The sequence below is a fragment of the Rhizobium sp. BK098 genome (assembly GCF_014193155.1).
In the GTDB taxonomy this organism is placed as follows: domain Bacteria; phylum Pseudomonadota; class Alphaproteobacteria; order Rhizobiales; family Rhizobiaceae; genus Rhizobium.
In genome coordinates this window covers 777924-793509 of the sequence record NZ_JACHYY010000002.1, presented here as the reverse complement: position 1 = coordinate 793509, position 15586 = coordinate 777924, and the positions used below count along the sequence as shown (strand labels likewise).

Genomic DNA, 15586 nt, shown 5'->3' with positions numbered 1-15586 from the left:
AAGATTAAGCCCGCTCCGGCTCCTCCTGCGGCAAGGCAACGAGATCGTCTGCATCGCTGTAGGTTTCGGCCGCACGCTTCGGCTTGACCAGCGGCTCCGGCTTGACGGGGCGCGAGTAGAGCATGTCGGTGCCGGCCTGCAGCCCCTCGCTGACCTGCAGCACGAGCCGCTGCTCGTCGCGCTTGCGGATATCCTCGCCGATCTCGTAGGCTTCCGCCTCGCTGACCCCAAGCGCTTCCAGGGTGCGGCGGCCGAAGAGCAAACCGGATTCCAGCGTTTCGCGCAGCTCGTAATCCACGCCTTTGTGTCGCAGCTCGATCGAGTGAATACGGTCATAAGAGCGGACGAAGAGGCGCGCGTGCGGATAATCCGTCTGCACGAGTTCGACGATCTTGTCGGTCACCTCGCGCAGATGCGTGCTGACGACGACGATCTTGGCGCGATCGATGCCGGCGGAGCGCAGCACGTCCTTGCGGGTGCCGTCACCGAAATAGATGCGGAAGCCGAAGCTCGATGCCTGGCGGATGCGGTCGGCGGAGAAATCGATGACGGTCACGTCGCGGCCGCTGGCAAGCAGGATCTGCGCGGCAATCTGGCCGAAACGTGAAAAGCCGATCATCAGCACATCGGAGCCGGCGCCCTCGAAATCCTCGTCCAGCTCTTCCTGCGCGTCGCCCTTGACTAGCCGTTTCGCCAGCGCGGAACTCAGCGGCGTCAGCGCCATCGACAGCGTCACGATGGCGATCAGCATCGATGCCGTATTAGCGGAGAAAAGGCCGCCGCTGGCGCTGGCGGCGCTGAAGAGTACGAAGCCGAATTCGCCGCCCTGCGGCAGGAGGCCGGCAATACGCACGGCATCGTTATGCGGGGAGCCTGTGACGCGGCAGAGCGCATAGATCACGATCGCCTTGATGAACATCATCACCGGAACAGCGAGCACGATCAGCACCCAGTTGTCGAGGATCACGTCGAGTTTCAGCGACAGGCCGACGGCGATGAAGAAAATGGCGAGCAACACGCCACGGAAGGGCTCGATATCCGCTTCCAGCTCATGCCGATAGGAGGATTCGGCCAGCATTACGCCGGAGAGAAAGGCACCCATCGCCATGGAGAGGCCGGCAAGCTGCATCAGCGTTGCCGATCCCATGACGACGAAGAGGGCGGCCGCAATCATCGCCTCGCGGGCGCCGGTGCGAGCGATCACCTGGAACAGCGGCGTCAGCAGATAGCGCCCCGCGATGATCATTGCCGCCACCGCACCGACGGCGATTGCCAGGCTCGGCAAGGGATTGGCGGTTTCCTGCGCGCCGTCGAGCACAGTGATGAGCGCCAGCAGCGGCACGATGGCGAGATCCTGCAGCAGCAGCATCGAGAAGGAGCGCTGGCCGTATTTCGTGTTGACGTCGCCTTGCTGTTCGAGGATCTGCATCGCGAAGGCAGTCGAGGAAAGCGCCAGGCCGAAGCCGATGATGATGCTACCCTTCCAGCCGGCAATGCCGCCGAAATAGGCGGCTACCATCAGTGCTAGTCCGCTGAGAACAACTTGTGCCGTGCCGAGACCGAAAATATCGCGACGCATCTGCCACAGACGCGATGGTTTCAGCTCCAGGCCGATGATGAAGAGCAGGAAGACGACGCCGAGTTCGGCAACGGCAAGCACGGCCTCGCTGTCGCTGATGCTATGGAGGATCGGCCCGATGACGACGCCGGCGGCGAGATAGCCGAGCACAGTGCCAAGCCCCAGTTTCTTGAAGATAGGCGCCGTGACGACGGCACCGCCGAGCAGCAGCAGGGTTTCGGTGAAAAGCGTATTGGGGGCGGACATCGTCTGTTTCTTTCCGTGGGGCAGGCGGTGTTGCGACGCTTGGCCATGATAAACAACCATGCGTGAAGGGATTAGAACAAGAATCGGCTTTGCCGCACTTGATGCTTTATGTAGTGCACAATAAATGGAACGCGAAGGAAAGGCCAAGTCATGACCTCTGAAATCGATTCCGCCGCTCTGCTTTCCCGCGCCAGCCAGTTGATCGATCTTGCCCGGAAAGCCGGCGCGGATGCGGCCGATGCTGTCGTGGTGCGATCGAGGGCCCATTCCGTCAGCGTACGCCTCGGCAAGGTGGAAGGCACGGAATCCTCCGAGAGCGACGACTTTTCGCTGAGGGTCTTCGTTGGCAATCGCGTCGCCAGCGTATCGGCCAATCCAGGCTTCGATCTGAATGCTCTTGCCGAGCGCGCGGTCGCCATGGCCAAGGTTTCGCCGGAGGATCCCTTCGCCTGCCTTGCCGATGAGGCGGATCTCGCCAAGAGCTATCCAGATCTCGAACTGTTCGATCCGACCGAGGTTTCCACGGAGCAGCTACGCGAAGCGGCGCTTGCGACCGAGGCGGCAGCTCTTGCCGTTTCCGGCGTCACCAATTCTTCCGGCGCCGGCGCCTCGGCAGGCATGGGCGGGCTTGTGCTCGTCACCTCGCATGGTTTTTCCGGCCACTATATGGGCTCGCGCTTCGGGCGTTCCGTCAGCGTCATTGCCGGCGAGGGTACCGGCATGGAGCGCGACTATGATTTCGACAGCCGTCTCTATTTTGCCGATCTCGATGCGGCTGAGGAGATCGGCCGCCGCGCCGGCGAGCGTGTGGTCAAACGCCTCAATCCGCGGCAGGTTCCGACCGGCAAAGATGTCACGGTCGTTTTTGATCCCCGTGTCGCGCGCGGCTTCGTCGGCCATATCGCCGGCGCCATCAATGGCGCGTCCGTCGCCCGCAAGACCAGCTTCCTGCGCGACAAGATGGGCCAGCAGGTGCTGAAGGCAGGCCTTTCGATCACGGACGATCCGCTGATCGTGCGCGGCCCGTCCTCGCGGCCCTTCGACGGCGAAGGCGTGTCAGGCAAGCGGCTCGTCATGATCGAGGACGGTGTGCTGAAGTCCTGGTTCCTGTCCACGGCGACGGCGCGGGAAATCGGTGGCGGGCTGAAGACCAACGGCCGCGGTGTGCGCGGCGGCACGTCCGTATCGCCCGCATCCACGAACCTCGCGCTGGAACCCGGCGATATTTCGCCCGAGGAACTGATCCGCAGCGTCGGTACGGGCTTCTATGTCACCGAGCTGATCGGCCAGGGCGTCAATATGATCACCGGCGAGTATAGCCGTGGCGCTACCGGCTTCTGGATCGAAAACGGAGAATTGACCTTCCCGGTTTCGGAGGTGACGATCGCCTCCAACCTGAAGGACATGTTCATGCGCGTGACGCCGGCGAACGACATCGACCGCGATTTCGGCACCGCCGCTCCGACGCTTGCTGTTGAGGGCATGACGCTCGCGGGCCGCTGAGAAACGAGCGGAGATTGGAATTCGTCAATGATCGATAGCAAGGCCGGCCAGTTGAGCGACGTGGACCTGATCGTGGGTGCCGCGCTCGAGGCGGGCAAGATCGCTCTCGGTTTCTTCCGGCAATCGCCGGAAGTCTGGTGGAAGAACAACGGCCAGTCCCCGGTCAGCGCCGCGGATTTTGCCGCGAACGAAAACCTGGCCGCCACGCTTCGTACCGCAAGGCCCGATTATGGCTGGCTTTCCGAGGAAACCGATGATGACGCCGAGCGTCTGAAGCACGCGACCGTCTTCGTCGTCGATCCGATCGACGGCACCAGAGGTTTTCTCTCCGGCCTGGATCTATGGTGCGTCAGCGTTGCCGTCGTCACTAACGGCCGGCCGGTGGCGGGTGTCCTCTATGCGCCGGCGCTGGACGAGCTCTTCGTGGCGACGGCCGGCGGGCAGGCCTTGAAGAACGGCGAGCCGATCAGCGTTTCCCAGAGGGTCGGCGACGATATCAATCGTCTTGCGACCGGCGAGGATATGCTGAAGGGCGTCGATCCGGATTTCCGCAAGACGGTCGAGCGAGTGAAGCACGTGCCGTCGCTCGCCTACCGCCTTGCCATGGTGGCGGACGGACGGCTCGAGGGGACCATCGTCAAGCGCAACTCTCATGATTGGGATCTGGCGGCCGCCGATCTTATCCTGGAGCGGGCCGGCGGTGCGCTCGTGGACCTTTCCGGTAATGCCCTGCGCTACAACCGCGCCGAAGTTTCCCATGACGAGCTTTGCGGCGCATCGGCGGCGCAGCTGCCCGAGTTCCTCCGCCAGTTATCGAACCGACGAGACGGTTGACCTTTCCGTCAAAATCCCGCAGATGAAGGACGGAGGGGGACGACAGTAGAAAGAGACGAAAATGACTGATACCAGCGGCAAAAAGCAGCTCCTGCACCTTGTCTTCGGCGGCGAATTGGAAAACCTCGAAGAGGTCCAGTTCCGCAATCTCAATGAGCTCGATATCGTCGGCATGTATCCCGATTACGCGAGCGCGCTGGTGGCGTGGAAGTCCAAGGCACAGCAGACTGTCGACAATGCCCATATGCGTTATTTCATTGTCCACCTGCATCGCTTGCTGGATCCGCAGGAAAAAGCGGCATCCTGAGGTCGCATTACTCCGAATTTTGCATTTGATATCTCTATCCGGGAAAGCGTTGTCGCTTTAAATCCGGCCATGAAGCAGTATCTTTGACACAATAAGAACGAAAATTCGGCTGCTTATTCGGCCGCGTGGTTATCGGGATTTGGCATAGATGATGATCAGCTGGGATGGGAGGCGGTCGAAATGAGTAGCCTCAGGGCGCGTCTTGCCTTGAGCGCCTATCGTTTCGGCGGAATTGCCGTTTATCCGTTCATCGGGCCTTATCTCGCCGTGCGCGCTGCGAAGGGCAAGGAAGATGGCTCCCGCAGGCTGGAGCGCTCGGGTTATGCCAGTGCCAACCGCCCGCAGGGACCGTTGATCTGGTTCCATGCCGCAAGCGTTGGCGAAACCTCGGCCGTCATTCCGCTGATCCGAGAAATCCGTCGCCGCGACATTCACGTCATCCTGACGACGGGTACGATCACCTCTGCTAAGGTCGCGCATCAGCGGCTTGGCGACGAGGTGATCCATCAATACGTTCCTCTTGATCTCAAGCCTGCCATCAAGCGGTTCCTCGATTATTGGCAGCCCGATTGCGCCATTTTCGCCGAATCCGAGATCTGGCCGACAACGATCATGGAGCTTGGCCGCAAGCGCATTCCGCAGATCCTCGTCAACGCCCGCATGTCGGATCGATCCTTCGCGCGCTGGAGCCGGCATCCCTCGCTTGCCGAGGCGCTGTTCGAAAATCTGGCGCTGGTCGTGGCACAGTCCGACCTCGATGCCGAGCGCTTCCGTGATCTCGGCGCCCTGCAGGTTCTCAAATCAGGTAATCTCAAGGTGGATACGGACGCGCCGTCCTATGACGCGCCGACGCTTGCCGACTACATGAAGCAGGTCGGCGACCGCAAGACCTGGGCAGCCGTCTCCACCTTCGAGGGCGAGGAGGGTGCTGCAGCCACCGTCCATTCGATGCTCAAGGAGCATAACGGTCAGCTCACCATCATCGTGCCGCGCCATCCCGAGCGCTGCGATGCGATCGAGGCGATGCTGGTCGAACAGGGCCTGAAAGTGGCGCGCCGCACCCGCAATGACATCCTTTCGCCCGATGTCGATGTTTTCCTTGGGGATACGATCGGCGAGATGGGGCTTTACCTGCGGATGACGGAAGTCGCCTTCATGGGCAAATCGCTATTCAATGAAGGCGGCCAGAACCCGCTTGAGCCGGCTATGCTCGGCTGCGCGATCCTGACGGGCGGCCATGTCCAGAATTTCCGTGACTCCTATCAGTTGCTCGCCCGCCGCGGCAGCGCCCGCATGGTGCGCGATACCGAGATGCTGGCGCGCGGCGTGCATTATTTGCTCACGAACGACACGGCACGACGCGGTATGATCGACGCCGGCTTCGCAGCCGTGCATGAAATGCGAGGCGCGCTGGCCGCAACGGTCAAGGGCCTGGAGCCCTATATCAATCCGCTTTCGGTCAAGGCGCGGCTGATGCCGAAGACGATGGCGAACGGATAAGAAGGGAAGGGTATGACAGCGGCGAAGCTGGGAGCGATTGCGGGCATCCTTTTCGACAAGGACGGCACGTTGCTCGACTATGACCAGAGCTGGCTGCCGGTCAATCGCGAGCTTGCCAGGATTGCTGCTCAGGACGATCCCATTCTCGCCGATCATCTTCTCTCCGCCTGCGGCATGGACCCGATCACAGGCCACATCGTGCCGGATAGCCTGCTTGCGGCAGGTAACACCCGGCAGATTTCCGAGGGCCTGGTGGCTGCCGGCTCGAAAGTGGATGTCGCGGAGCTGGTGGAAAAACTCGACGCGCTTTTTGCGCATGCGGCCGATTTCTCCTCGCCCGTCACCGATCTCGCGGCCTTCTTCCAGCGCCTGCATGAGCGCGGATACAGGCTCGGCGTTGCTTCCAGCGACAATGAGCGCTCCATCCGCCAGACAGCGCGCCGCTTCGGCTTCATCGACTATATCGATTACATCGCCGGCTACGATAGCGGCTTCGGCACCAAGCCGGAGCCGGGCATGGTACTCGGCTTCTACGCCGCGACAGGCCTTTCGCCGGCACAGGTCGCTGTCGTCGGTGACAACAATCACGACCTTCATATGGGGCGCAACGCCGGTGTCGGCCTGACCGTTGGCGTGCTGACAGGTACCGGCTCGCGCCAAACGCTGACGGCCGCATCGGATTATTGTCTCAACGACATCACCGAGCTTGAAAACCTGCTCATGCCTGTGGCGCAATCGGCCTGATCCCGGCAATGGCTTGCTTTTTCATGCAATCTGCCCTTTCTTGCCGCTTGGTCGCAGGCACAGGAATAGGGCTGGATTAGACGCATGGTATCGGAAGCCCCACCTTTCTGGTGGCGAAAGCCGGATTGGCGTGCCTGGGGGCTCTCACCCTTTTCTTTCCTGTATGGCCGTATCGCCGGACATCGCATGGTGCATGGCAAACGCGCCTCCGTGCAGGTGCCGGTCATCTGCGTCGGCAATTTTACGGTCGGCGGCGCCGGCAAGACGCCGACGGCGCTCGCGCTCGCCCAGGCCGCGAAGGCGAAGGGGCTGAAGCCGGGGTTCCTCAGCCGCGGCTATGGCGGCTCGCTTGATGTCACGACAGTCGTCGATCCCACGCATCATCATGCCACGGCCGTCGGCGACGAACCGCTGCTGCTTGCCCGCGAGGCGCTGACGGTCATTGCCCGTCGCCGTGCCGATGGTGCGGAAAGGCTCGTGCGCGAGGGGGCTGATCTCATCATCATGGATGACGGCTTCCAGAGCGCGCAGATTGCGATCGACTATGCCCTTGTGGTGGTCGATGCAGGCAGGGGCATCGGAAATGGCTACCTGGTTCCAGGCGGTCCTGTGCGCGCACCCCTGCGTACGCAGCTTCTTTATGCATCCGCTCTCTTGAAGGTCGGTGAAGGCACCGCCGCCGATCGCGTTGTGCGTCTTGCGGCAAGGGCGGGGAAGCCTTTCTTTTCAGCGAGCGTCAGAGTGCGCGGTCAGGAGGATTTGCGCGGACGTAAGGTGCTTGCCTTCGCCGGCATCGCCGATCCCGCCAAGTTCTTCCGCACGGTCGAGACGCTGGGGGCTGAGATCGCCGTCCGGCGCAGCTTCGGAGATCACGAACATCCCGGCGAAGACGACGTCTCCGACATGCTCGACATAGCCGCGCGCGAAGGGCTGGAGATCGTCACCACGTCGAAGGACTACGTGCGCCTGATCGGCCATCATGGCCGCGCCGACGAACTGCTGCAGCGCTGCCGGGTGATTGAGATCGATATGGTCTTTGACGATCCCAATGCCCCAGCCCTGATCATCGACAGGGCCATTGCAGCCGCACGAGAGCGGCGCTTGCGGGAAAAGCGCAATAGCAAAGCGGCTTAGAGCCACGTCTGGTTATTCAGGAAGAGAAATCAACGCTTCTGATTGGGCAGCGCGCCGGCGCGCTTTTCCGCTTCGAGCGAGGTGATGACGTCCGCATAGGGTTCCTGCCGGGCAACGCTCCAATAGCGCAGCTCATCGAGCGCAATATGCTTGCCGGTCATGGCGCAGACTACATAAGAACCCGGCATCAGGATTTGGAAATCGCCGTCGAGGTAGCGAATTTTCGCCTCGCGATTTCCATGTCCCTCGAAAAGATTCATCTGATGCCGTCCTTGATCTGTCTCATCCGTTTGCCATACCGCACTACAGCGCCATGCGTCAAATATGACACGCAAGGTCGCTACGGCGTGCGTGACTTTCCTGACTATTATTTCGCGGAAAAGTTCCTTTTGGAAACGGCTTCGGTCAGCTACGCCCGAAGAGCCGTTCGATGTCTGTGAGCTTCAGCTCTATATAAGTCGGCCTGCCGTGATTGCATTGTCCGGAGCCCGGCGTTGCCTCCATCTGGCGCAAAAGCGCGTTCATCTCTTCCGGGCGCAGGCGCCGGCCGGACCGTACCGAGCCGTGGCAGGCCATGGTCGCGGCCACATATTCCAGCTTGGCGGCAAGGCCTGAGGCCGTATCCCATTCGGCAATCTCGTCGGCCAGTTGCCGGACCAGGCCCTGTGCGTCGACCTCGCCGAGCATGGCCGGCGTCTCCCTAACGGCGACCGCGCCTGGCCCGAAGCGTTCGACGGCAAGGCCGAGTTCGCCGAGCTCTTCGGCAAACACCATCAGCCGGTCGCAATCCTCTTCGGGCAGGTCGACGATCTCAGGAATGAGCAGGACCTGCGAGGGCAGGCGCTTCGAATGCAAGGCCTTGCGCATAGCTTCGAACACCAGCCGCTCATGCGCCGCATGCTGATCGACGATGACGAGCCCGTTTTCCGTCTGGGCGACGATATAGTTCTCGTGCAGCTGAGCGCGGGCAGCGCCCAGTGGAAAGCGAGCGGGTTCCTCGGCGCGTACCGGCTCCACCGGCGGTGCGACTTCCGCGCGAGCCGTCGGCATGGCAAGTCCGTCGAAGGCGGCCTGCGGTCTTTCGGCAAATCCGTATCCCGCCGGTGCCGCTGCTCGCTCATAGGGACGAGATGGCGAAGTTTCCGCCGTCCATGGAGCCGCTGCCGGCGCGGGTCGCCAGCCCGATTGGAAGCCGGAGCGGCCAGCGGTGAAGGCGCGCAGCATGCCATCCGCGCCTGTCGTGGCGGCCCGGTCGCCCTCGCGCGCCAAAGCTTCGCGAATGGCACCGACGATCAGGCCGCGCACGAGACCGGGATCGCGGAAACGTACATCGGATTTCGCCGGATGCACGTTGACGTCGACCAGCGCGGGGTCGAGCGTCAAGGAAAGGACAGCGACAGGATAACGGCCGGAGGGGATGGTTTCTGCATAGGCACCGCGGATTGCCGACAGGATCAGCTTGTCCTGCACAGGCCGGCCATTGACGAAGGCATATTGATGCGCGGAGTTGCCGCGATTGAAGGTCGGCACGCCGGCAAAACCGGTGAGGCTCACATCCTCTCGCACCGCATCGAGCGCGATGGCATTGTCCTTGAAATCGGCCCCCAGTATCTGCGCCATGCGCGCGAGATGATCATCTCCGGTCGCGGGAAATTCGAGCGTCGAGCGGTCGCTGCCCGACAGCACGAAGCGCACGCGCGGAAAGGCGATCGCCATGCGCTTGACGACCTCGGTGATCGCTGCTGCCTCCGCCTTCTCCGTTTTCAGGAATTTGAGACGCGCGGGCGTCGCGAAGAACAGGTCGCGCACCTCGACGATCGTGCCGGGATTGGCGGCCGCTGGGCGCAGATGCAGGACCTTGCCGCCGGCAACGGCGATCTCGGCGCCGCTGCTTGCTCCCGCCCTGCGGCTTGCAATCGAAAGCTTTGCTACCGAGCCGATGGAGGGCAGGGCCTCGCCGCGAAAACCGAGAGTACGGATATCCTCCAACGTGTCGGAAATCTTCGAGGTGCAGTGGCGCCGGACTGCGAGCTCCAGATCCGTCTCTTCCATGCCCGAGCCGTTGTCGGTCACTCTCAACAACGTCTTACCGCCGCCTGCGGTGGCGATCTCGATGCGGGTCGCACCGGCATCGAGCGCATTTTCGATCAGCTCCTTGGCCGCGCTTGCCGGGCGCTCGATGACTTCGCCGGCGGCGATCTGGTTGATGAGGGTCTCGGAAAGTTGCTTGATGGCCATGGCTGCATTCTCGTGGATTCGCGCCGGTGTGGAAAGAGGAAAGGCGATCCGCACGCGCTTACCCACTCGTTTCCCGCCCGTGCTTTGTTGAGAAATTTAATCAATGTTTAAGGGAATGATGACAGGTTGCCGAGACAGAACTTGAAATGACCGCAGGTGGCGCGTTTCGTGCATGCTGACGGCTCTTGATGGCAGGTTGGTGGCCATCACTCAAATGGAGCCAGGTGCCATCTGCTTCAAGTGCCAAGGCCAGCATGCAACTTCCACGAATTTGCCTTGCAGAGCGAATGCCGCTTTGTCGATTTGCCGTGTTGTGAAACTGGTTGAGCGTAGGAATCCGACGAATGACTGCCGAGATTGAAAAGGCAGCTTTGGCAATGACGACGGCTGATGCCCCTTTCGGCGGCAGTCTGCAGACGATGTTCTTCGATGCCCTTTGCGATGGTCTTTCCAGCGCCTTTTTCGCCTATGACAAGAACGACCAGCTGTTGTTTGCCAGCCGTCAGGTTCTGAACTTCTTCCCGATTGCACCGGAATTCCTGCAGCCCTCCACGCGGCTGCGCGATTTTCTGGGCGCCGTCTTCGATACGGGTGTACGCTATCAACGCCATCAGACAAAAACGGCCGCCAGCCGTGACGATTGGATATCGCAGCGCATAGCCTCGCATTGGCGCGAACGCTTCGAGACCACCGAGCACTTTGCCGACGACCGCTGGGTGCGCGTCCTCAACCGGCGGCTATCCTCGGGTATTGGCTTCTGCATCATCTCCGATGTGTCCGAAGCCAGGAAACGCGAAGAGCAATGGCGCGTCGACATGGAGCGCGTGCAGCTGACCGAGGATATTCTCGACAACCTGCCCTTTCCGGTTTTCGTCAAGGACCAGAATCTCGTCTATGTCGCGGTCAACCGGGCATTCTGCGACAAGTACCAGACGGCGGCGGACGAAGTGCGCGGCCGCAAGAGCATCGATATCTTCTCCACCGACCTCGCCAATCGCTTTCATGAGAGCGACCGGCATGTGATCGAGACCGGCGAAATGTCGATCTCCCGGCAGCGCCAGATTGCGCGTGACGGCGTCGAGCGCGACATCATCACCCGCAAGCAGCGTATCGGCAAGCCCGGCCGCTATTTCCTGGTCAGCACCATGCAGGACCTGCCCAAGGATGGCGGTGATTTCGACGAGTTCGCACTGGCGTCGAGCATCCGGGAAAACAGCGATCGCTCCTATCGCCGCGCCTATGTTCCGATGGTTGCGCTGCAGACCATTTCTCGCCGTCCGGCCGCCATGGAAACCTTCGTTCCGGAGAATTTCAACGGCCGCAAGGTGCTCGTCGTCACGCCGGATTTCGCTGCCGAAACGGCGGCTTTGAAGACGCTCGAGAAATATGGCTTCGAAGCCTGCGTCGTTCACACCGAGAATGAAGAGGCGGCTTTTCTGGACGTGGCGAGCGCGCATGGCGTCAAGATCGACCTGGTCATCGTCGACAACCAGCTCGGCAAGCGCGGAATTGAGCTGGCCGAACGGCAGAACCTTACCGCGCTGTCGTTGGACGGATCGCAGCTTGCAACCGAGCTTGCTTTCCTGATCGCGCGTCATTTCAATCGTAATATCCGTGGCGAACTGGGCGAGATCGTCGAACCCGGATTTGCATCCGAATGGCGGCGTGCGGCCGGTGAGGAGCGCCGGGCGCAAATCCTGGTCGCCGAAGACAATGACATCAATCAGATCGTCTTCTCGCAGATCCTCGAAGGGTTGGGATACAGCTATGTGATCGCCGCAAGCGGTGACGAGGCGGTGCGCCTGTGGCAGGAGCATCGTCCGGAACTGATCCTGATGGACATTTCGCTGCCGGGGCTGAACGGTTTTGAATCCACTCGGCTGATCCGCGGCGCGGAAAAGGGCAGCGGCACCCATACCCCGATTATCGGCGTCCTGACCCAGGCTTTCGAGCGGGACCGCAAGGAATGCGCCGAGGTCGGCATGGACGACGTCATTCTGAAGCCGGTAAGCCCCGACATCATCGAGACCGTCTTCCAGAAATACATGCGCGGTGCCCTGAAGGCGCAAAATAGATAAATGCTACGATGATATCACCACCGACGGCAACTTATCGCCGGTGCCGAATGACCGTCTTCTTGGCATCCTTTATTAAGACTTCCCCGGCATGCTTTTCCCCCGGGTGGAGAAAAGGTCGGAACCAAATATGAAGTCGACTGAGATGCTGCCGGGGCCAGCCAGTCAAGAACCGCAAGCAATTGCCTATACCGATCCGCTCACGGGGCTCGGCAATCGATATCGCATGCGTGAACGCGCGCGTGCGCTTTCGCTGGAACGTGCCGACGATCCCGCACCCTTTACGATCGGAATCGTCAATCTCGATGCCTTCAAGCCGATCAACGACCTGTTCGGCGTTGAAGCGGGTGACGAGATACTCTGTCAGGTTGCCCATCGCCTCAAGGCTTGCATACCCGATGGCGCGCTGGTGACACGTCATGACGGCGATGAGTTTGCCTTTGTGCTGCCGCTTGTTTTCGAACGGGTCGGTGCCGAGAAATTCGGACAGATGATCCGCGAAGTGCTGTCGGCGCCCTATGATCTCGGCGATCGCAATGTCCGTCTTTCCGCCTCCTTCGGCTTCGCCATCCACCCTTTCGCCGGAGAAGAGTTCGATGATCTCCTGAAAAATGCGGATACGGCGCTCTATCGCTCCAAGCGCCGCGGCCGCGGCCAGATCACCGTCTATTCCAGGGAGATTGCTCAGGAGATGAGGCGGGCGACCCAGCTCGAGCAGGCGCTGCGCAATGCCATCATTTCCGATTCCATCGACGTGCACTTCCAGCCGATCGTCTCGCTTGCCAATAACATGGTTCTCGGTTTCGAGGCCCTGGCGCGCTGGAACGATCCGGATCTCGGCTTCGTCTCCCCCGCTGTCTTCGTGCCGCTTGCCGAAGAGAGAGGCTTCATCGACGCGCTGTCCGAAACCCTGCTGCGAAAAGCAGCGGAGGCAGCACTCTCGTGGCCGCGCGAATTGTTCCTGTCCTTCAATCTCTCCTCGGCACAGCTGATGGACCCCGGCACGAGCAGCAGCATTCTCGCGATCCTGACGCGCGCCGGCCTGGACCCGCATCGTCTCGAACTCGAAATCACCGAAACCGCGGTCATGAGCTCAGCCGAGACGGCCCATCGCATTATCACCGACCTGCGCGCGGTCGGCGTGCGCATCTCTTTGGATGATTTCGGCACCGGGCAATCCAGCCTTGGGCGCTTGCGCGAATTCATCTTCGACAAGGTGAAAATTGACCGGGCGTTCGTCTCGCGCATGAATTCGGATAGGGCTTCCGAACATATCATCAAGGCTGTTCTTGCTATGTGCGAAGGACTTGATCTGCGTGTTGTCGCTGAGGGTATCGAGGACCATGCCGAAGCGGCGAAGCTGAAGGCGTTGGGCTGCGCCATGGGGCAGGGCTATTATTTCGGAAAGCCGGTCGACGGCGCTGCGACGCTTCGTTACCTGCAGACCCATTATTTCGATCTCAGCCACGAACGCGAAATTGCTTGAGTTTGAAAAAAAGGTCAAAGAAAGCGGCGATCCGTAAGGGTCGCCGCTTCTGTATTTCGCCAGACTTCGTCGATATTTACTTGTTGGTGGTCGACGAAGTTGTCGTGTTGTCGGTTGCCGGCATTGTCGACGTTCCGGACGATTGAGCAGCCTTTTCGGAAGCCTGCATCGAGAGGGTCTTGAACTCCGGTGCGGCCTTCAGGGAATCGGCCGTTTCAGTCGTCGTCAGCTTCACCGTCCCGTCCTGAGGGTTCTGGGTGGCGCTGATCTTATCAAAAGGAACCGCGACGTTTTTCTGGCCTAAGCCAAGGAAACCGCCGACACCGACGATGGCGGCAACGACGCCGCCCTGCTTCTGCAGGATCAGGTCGTTGATGCTGCCGATGCTTTCATTCTGACCGTTATAGACCGACTGGCCCATATAGGTCTTGGCGCTGATCTGATCCGCGGATTGTGTGGTCAGATAGCCAGCTTGGCCGCCCGTTGCGGGGGCAGGAGCCTGAGCACTTTTCTGTGCTGCCGAGCCAGCAGGCTTGGTGACGTCAGGCGTTGCCGGTGCGCTTTGCGTCACTGGCGCGTTATTGCCTGCGCCGCCGTTCGATGGCTGTTGCGCCTGGGCAAAAGCCATGGGTGAAAGCACGGACGCCGTAGCAAAGATGGCGCCTGCGGCAACGGAAGTAAAGAGTTTCCCAGTCATCGTGAACCTACCTTTCATTCTGATGGGCATGCTTCGTCATACGCGCATGCTTACCAGCGCGAGTGGAACTTTTGTGATGCCGGCCGTTATCGGACCGGTCCTAGAAGCAATGGCTCAGGGAGGTTTTGGTTCCGTCAAAAGTTGCAGAAAATTGCGTCGTGCAGCTCGGAAACAAAAGGAATATGTTGGGGAATCAATAGCTACCGCGGCAAAAGACAACCGGAAAGATTACTATATCGCAGAGAACGATCGAGTTTAGATTTCAATTTGTTTCGAGGCCGAACGTATCTTGCGCACTGCATGGCCCGGCAAAATAATACCGCCCTCAGCCTGATCGGCTGAAGGCGGATTTCAATCAAAGCTTGTATGGGGGGTCGAAAACGCCCTTCACCGTCAGGCCAAGCTCCAGAAGAGCACCGGCCTGCGGCTGCATCGAGCGGGCCTCCTCATCCAGCCCTTCCCAGGCGGTCGTCACGGCCAGCCGGTCCGCATTCTTGCCGATGAAGGCGGGGCAGGATGGTTGCATGGCGGGTACGCGATAGCGTTCGATGCGCAGGCCATCCGGGCTGTATTTGTCGACGAAGCCGGAGCCCCAGCGCGCGTTCCAGATATAGCCGTCGGCATCGCAGACCGAGCCGTCGAGGCCGCCTGGATCTTCCATGCTGTCGACCATGACGATCGGCTCGCCCGCCGGAAGCCCCGTCTCGGGATCCACGAGCACGCGCATGAGCTGGCTGACGCGGGTATCGGTGAAATATCCGATCGTGCCATCGGGCGAGAAGCAGATGGAATTCGGAATGCTGATCTGGTCGAAAATCTTGGTCACCTTGCCGCCGGCGACATGATAGATCGCGCCCGCCTGCATCTCGGCGCGCTTTCCCATGGTGCCGATCCAGAGCGATCCGGAAATATGCGTGCGTCCGTCATTGGAGCGGTTTTCGGGCTTGTCGGCTTCAATGGCCGCATAGAAGCTCAATTCGCCAGTTGCGATATCGCGCAGGAAGAGACCCTGTTCGGTCGCGATCATCTGCCGTTCCGCATCGACGCGTGCCAGCACGCTCGCCATCATCGGCAGCTCGTGAACCTGCTTCTTGCCGGTCGGCAGGTGCAATTCGTGCAATTCCTTGCCGAGGATGTTGAACCACCAGACTGTATCCGTATCAGGGTCGTAGGTTGGGCCTTCCCCGAGGACGGAGGAGGTGTTGCAGAGAATATTCCCCTGAAAATCATGAATATCGGTCAT

At 60.8% G+C, this 15586-nt stretch carries 13 protein-coding genes; 8 read left to right on the top strand and 5 right to left on the bottom strand.

All coding sequences use genetic code 11. The annotated features are described in order from the left end of the window. Positions 1–4: 4 nt before the first annotated feature. Complete coding sequence (locus FHT73_RS08755; RefSeq protein WP_112608151.1) at positions 5–1825, bottom strand: monovalent cation:proton antiporter-2 (CPA2) family protein; 1821 nt, start codon at positions 1823–1825, stop codon at positions 5–7. A gap of 150 nt (positions 1826–1975) precedes the next feature. Between FHT73_RS08755 and FHT73_RS08750 the strand changes: the two genes are divergently transcribed. The 6 genes from FHT73_RS08750 to lpxK all read left to right on the top strand — a co-directional run bounded on the left by FHT73_RS08750 (position 1976) and on the right by lpxK (position 7847). Further along, entirely contained in the window at positions 1976–3328 is a 1353-nt protein-coding gene (locus FHT73_RS08750) for a TldD/PmbA family protein (protein ID WP_183710985.1), read from the top strand. A 27-nt stretch (positions 3329–3355) separates the two neighbouring features. Next, positions 3356–4162: a 3'(2'),5'-bisphosphate nucleotidase CysQ gene (locus tag FHT73_RS08745; protein WP_183710983.1), complete on the top strand. Its 807-nt coding sequence runs from the start codon at positions 3356–3358 to the stop codon at positions 4160–4162. A gap of 61 nt (positions 4163–4223) precedes the next feature. Next, positions 4224–4469 carry a DUF4170 domain-containing protein gene (locus FHT73_RS08740; RefSeq protein WP_015338950.1) on the top strand — a complete coding sequence of 82 codons (246 nt, stop codon included), beginning with the start codon at positions 4224–4226 and terminating at the stop codon, positions 4467–4469. A 180-nt stretch (positions 4470–4649) separates the two neighbouring features. After that, positions 4650–5969, top strand: a complete 1320-nt coding sequence (gene waaA / locus FHT73_RS08735) for a lipid IV(A) 3-deoxy-D-manno-octulosonic acid transferase (protein WP_183710981.1) — start codon at positions 4650–4652, stop codon at positions 5967–5969. Between the two features lie 12 nt (positions 5970–5981). Beyond that, the gene (locus tag FHT73_RS08730; RefSeq protein ID WP_183710979.1) at positions 5982–6713 is read left to right on the top strand and encodes an HAD family hydrolase; all 732 of its coding nucleotides are present in this window, start codon (positions 5982–5984) and stop codon (positions 6711–6713) included. An 84-nt stretch (positions 6714–6797) separates the two neighbouring features. Continuing rightward, positions 6798–7847, top strand: coding sequence for a tetraacyldisaccharide 4'-kinase (gene lpxK / locus FHT73_RS08725; RefSeq protein ID WP_183710971.1), 1050 nt, complete (start codon positions 6798–6800; stop codon positions 7845–7847). A gap of 29 nt (positions 7848–7876) precedes the next feature. On the opposite strand, the gene FHT73_RS08720 is transcribed toward lpxK, so the two are convergent. Further along, positions 7877–8107, bottom strand: a complete 231-nt coding sequence (locus FHT73_RS08720; RefSeq protein ID WP_015338954.1) for a DUF2093 domain-containing protein — start codon at positions 8105–8107, stop codon at positions 7877–7879. Positions 8108–8252: 145 nt separating this feature from the next. Next, the gene (gene mutL / locus FHT73_RS08715; protein WP_183710969.1) at positions 8253–10085 is read right to left on the bottom strand and encodes a DNA mismatch repair endonuclease MutL; all 1833 of its coding nucleotides are present in this window, start codon (positions 10083–10085) and stop codon (positions 8253–8255) included. A 377-nt stretch (positions 10086–10462) separates the two neighbouring features. Between mutL and FHT73_RS08710 the strand changes: the two genes are divergently transcribed. After that, positions 10463–12163 carry a response regulator gene (locus FHT73_RS08710; RefSeq protein ID WP_246712065.1) on the top strand — a complete coding sequence of 567 codons (1701 nt, stop codon included), beginning with the start codon at positions 10463–10465 and terminating at the stop codon, positions 12161–12163. 127 nt (positions 12164–12290) lie between these two features. Further along, positions 12291–13646, top strand: a complete 1356-nt coding sequence (locus FHT73_RS08705) for an EAL domain-containing protein (protein ID WP_183710967.1) — start codon at positions 12291–12293, stop codon at positions 13644–13646. A 76-nt stretch (positions 13647–13722) separates the two neighbouring features. Here FHT73_RS08705 and FHT73_RS08700 read toward each other — a convergent pair whose 3' ends face one another. Further along, complete coding sequence (locus FHT73_RS08700) at positions 13723–14343, bottom strand: PRC-barrel domain-containing protein (protein ID WP_112335415.1); 621 nt, start codon at positions 14341–14343, stop codon at positions 13723–13725. A gap of 355 nt (positions 14344–14698) precedes the next feature. Further along, a complete protein-coding gene (locus FHT73_RS08695; RefSeq protein WP_112335417.1) occupies positions 14699–15586 on the bottom strand; it encodes an SMP-30/gluconolactonase/LRE family protein in 888 nt (295 codons plus the stop codon).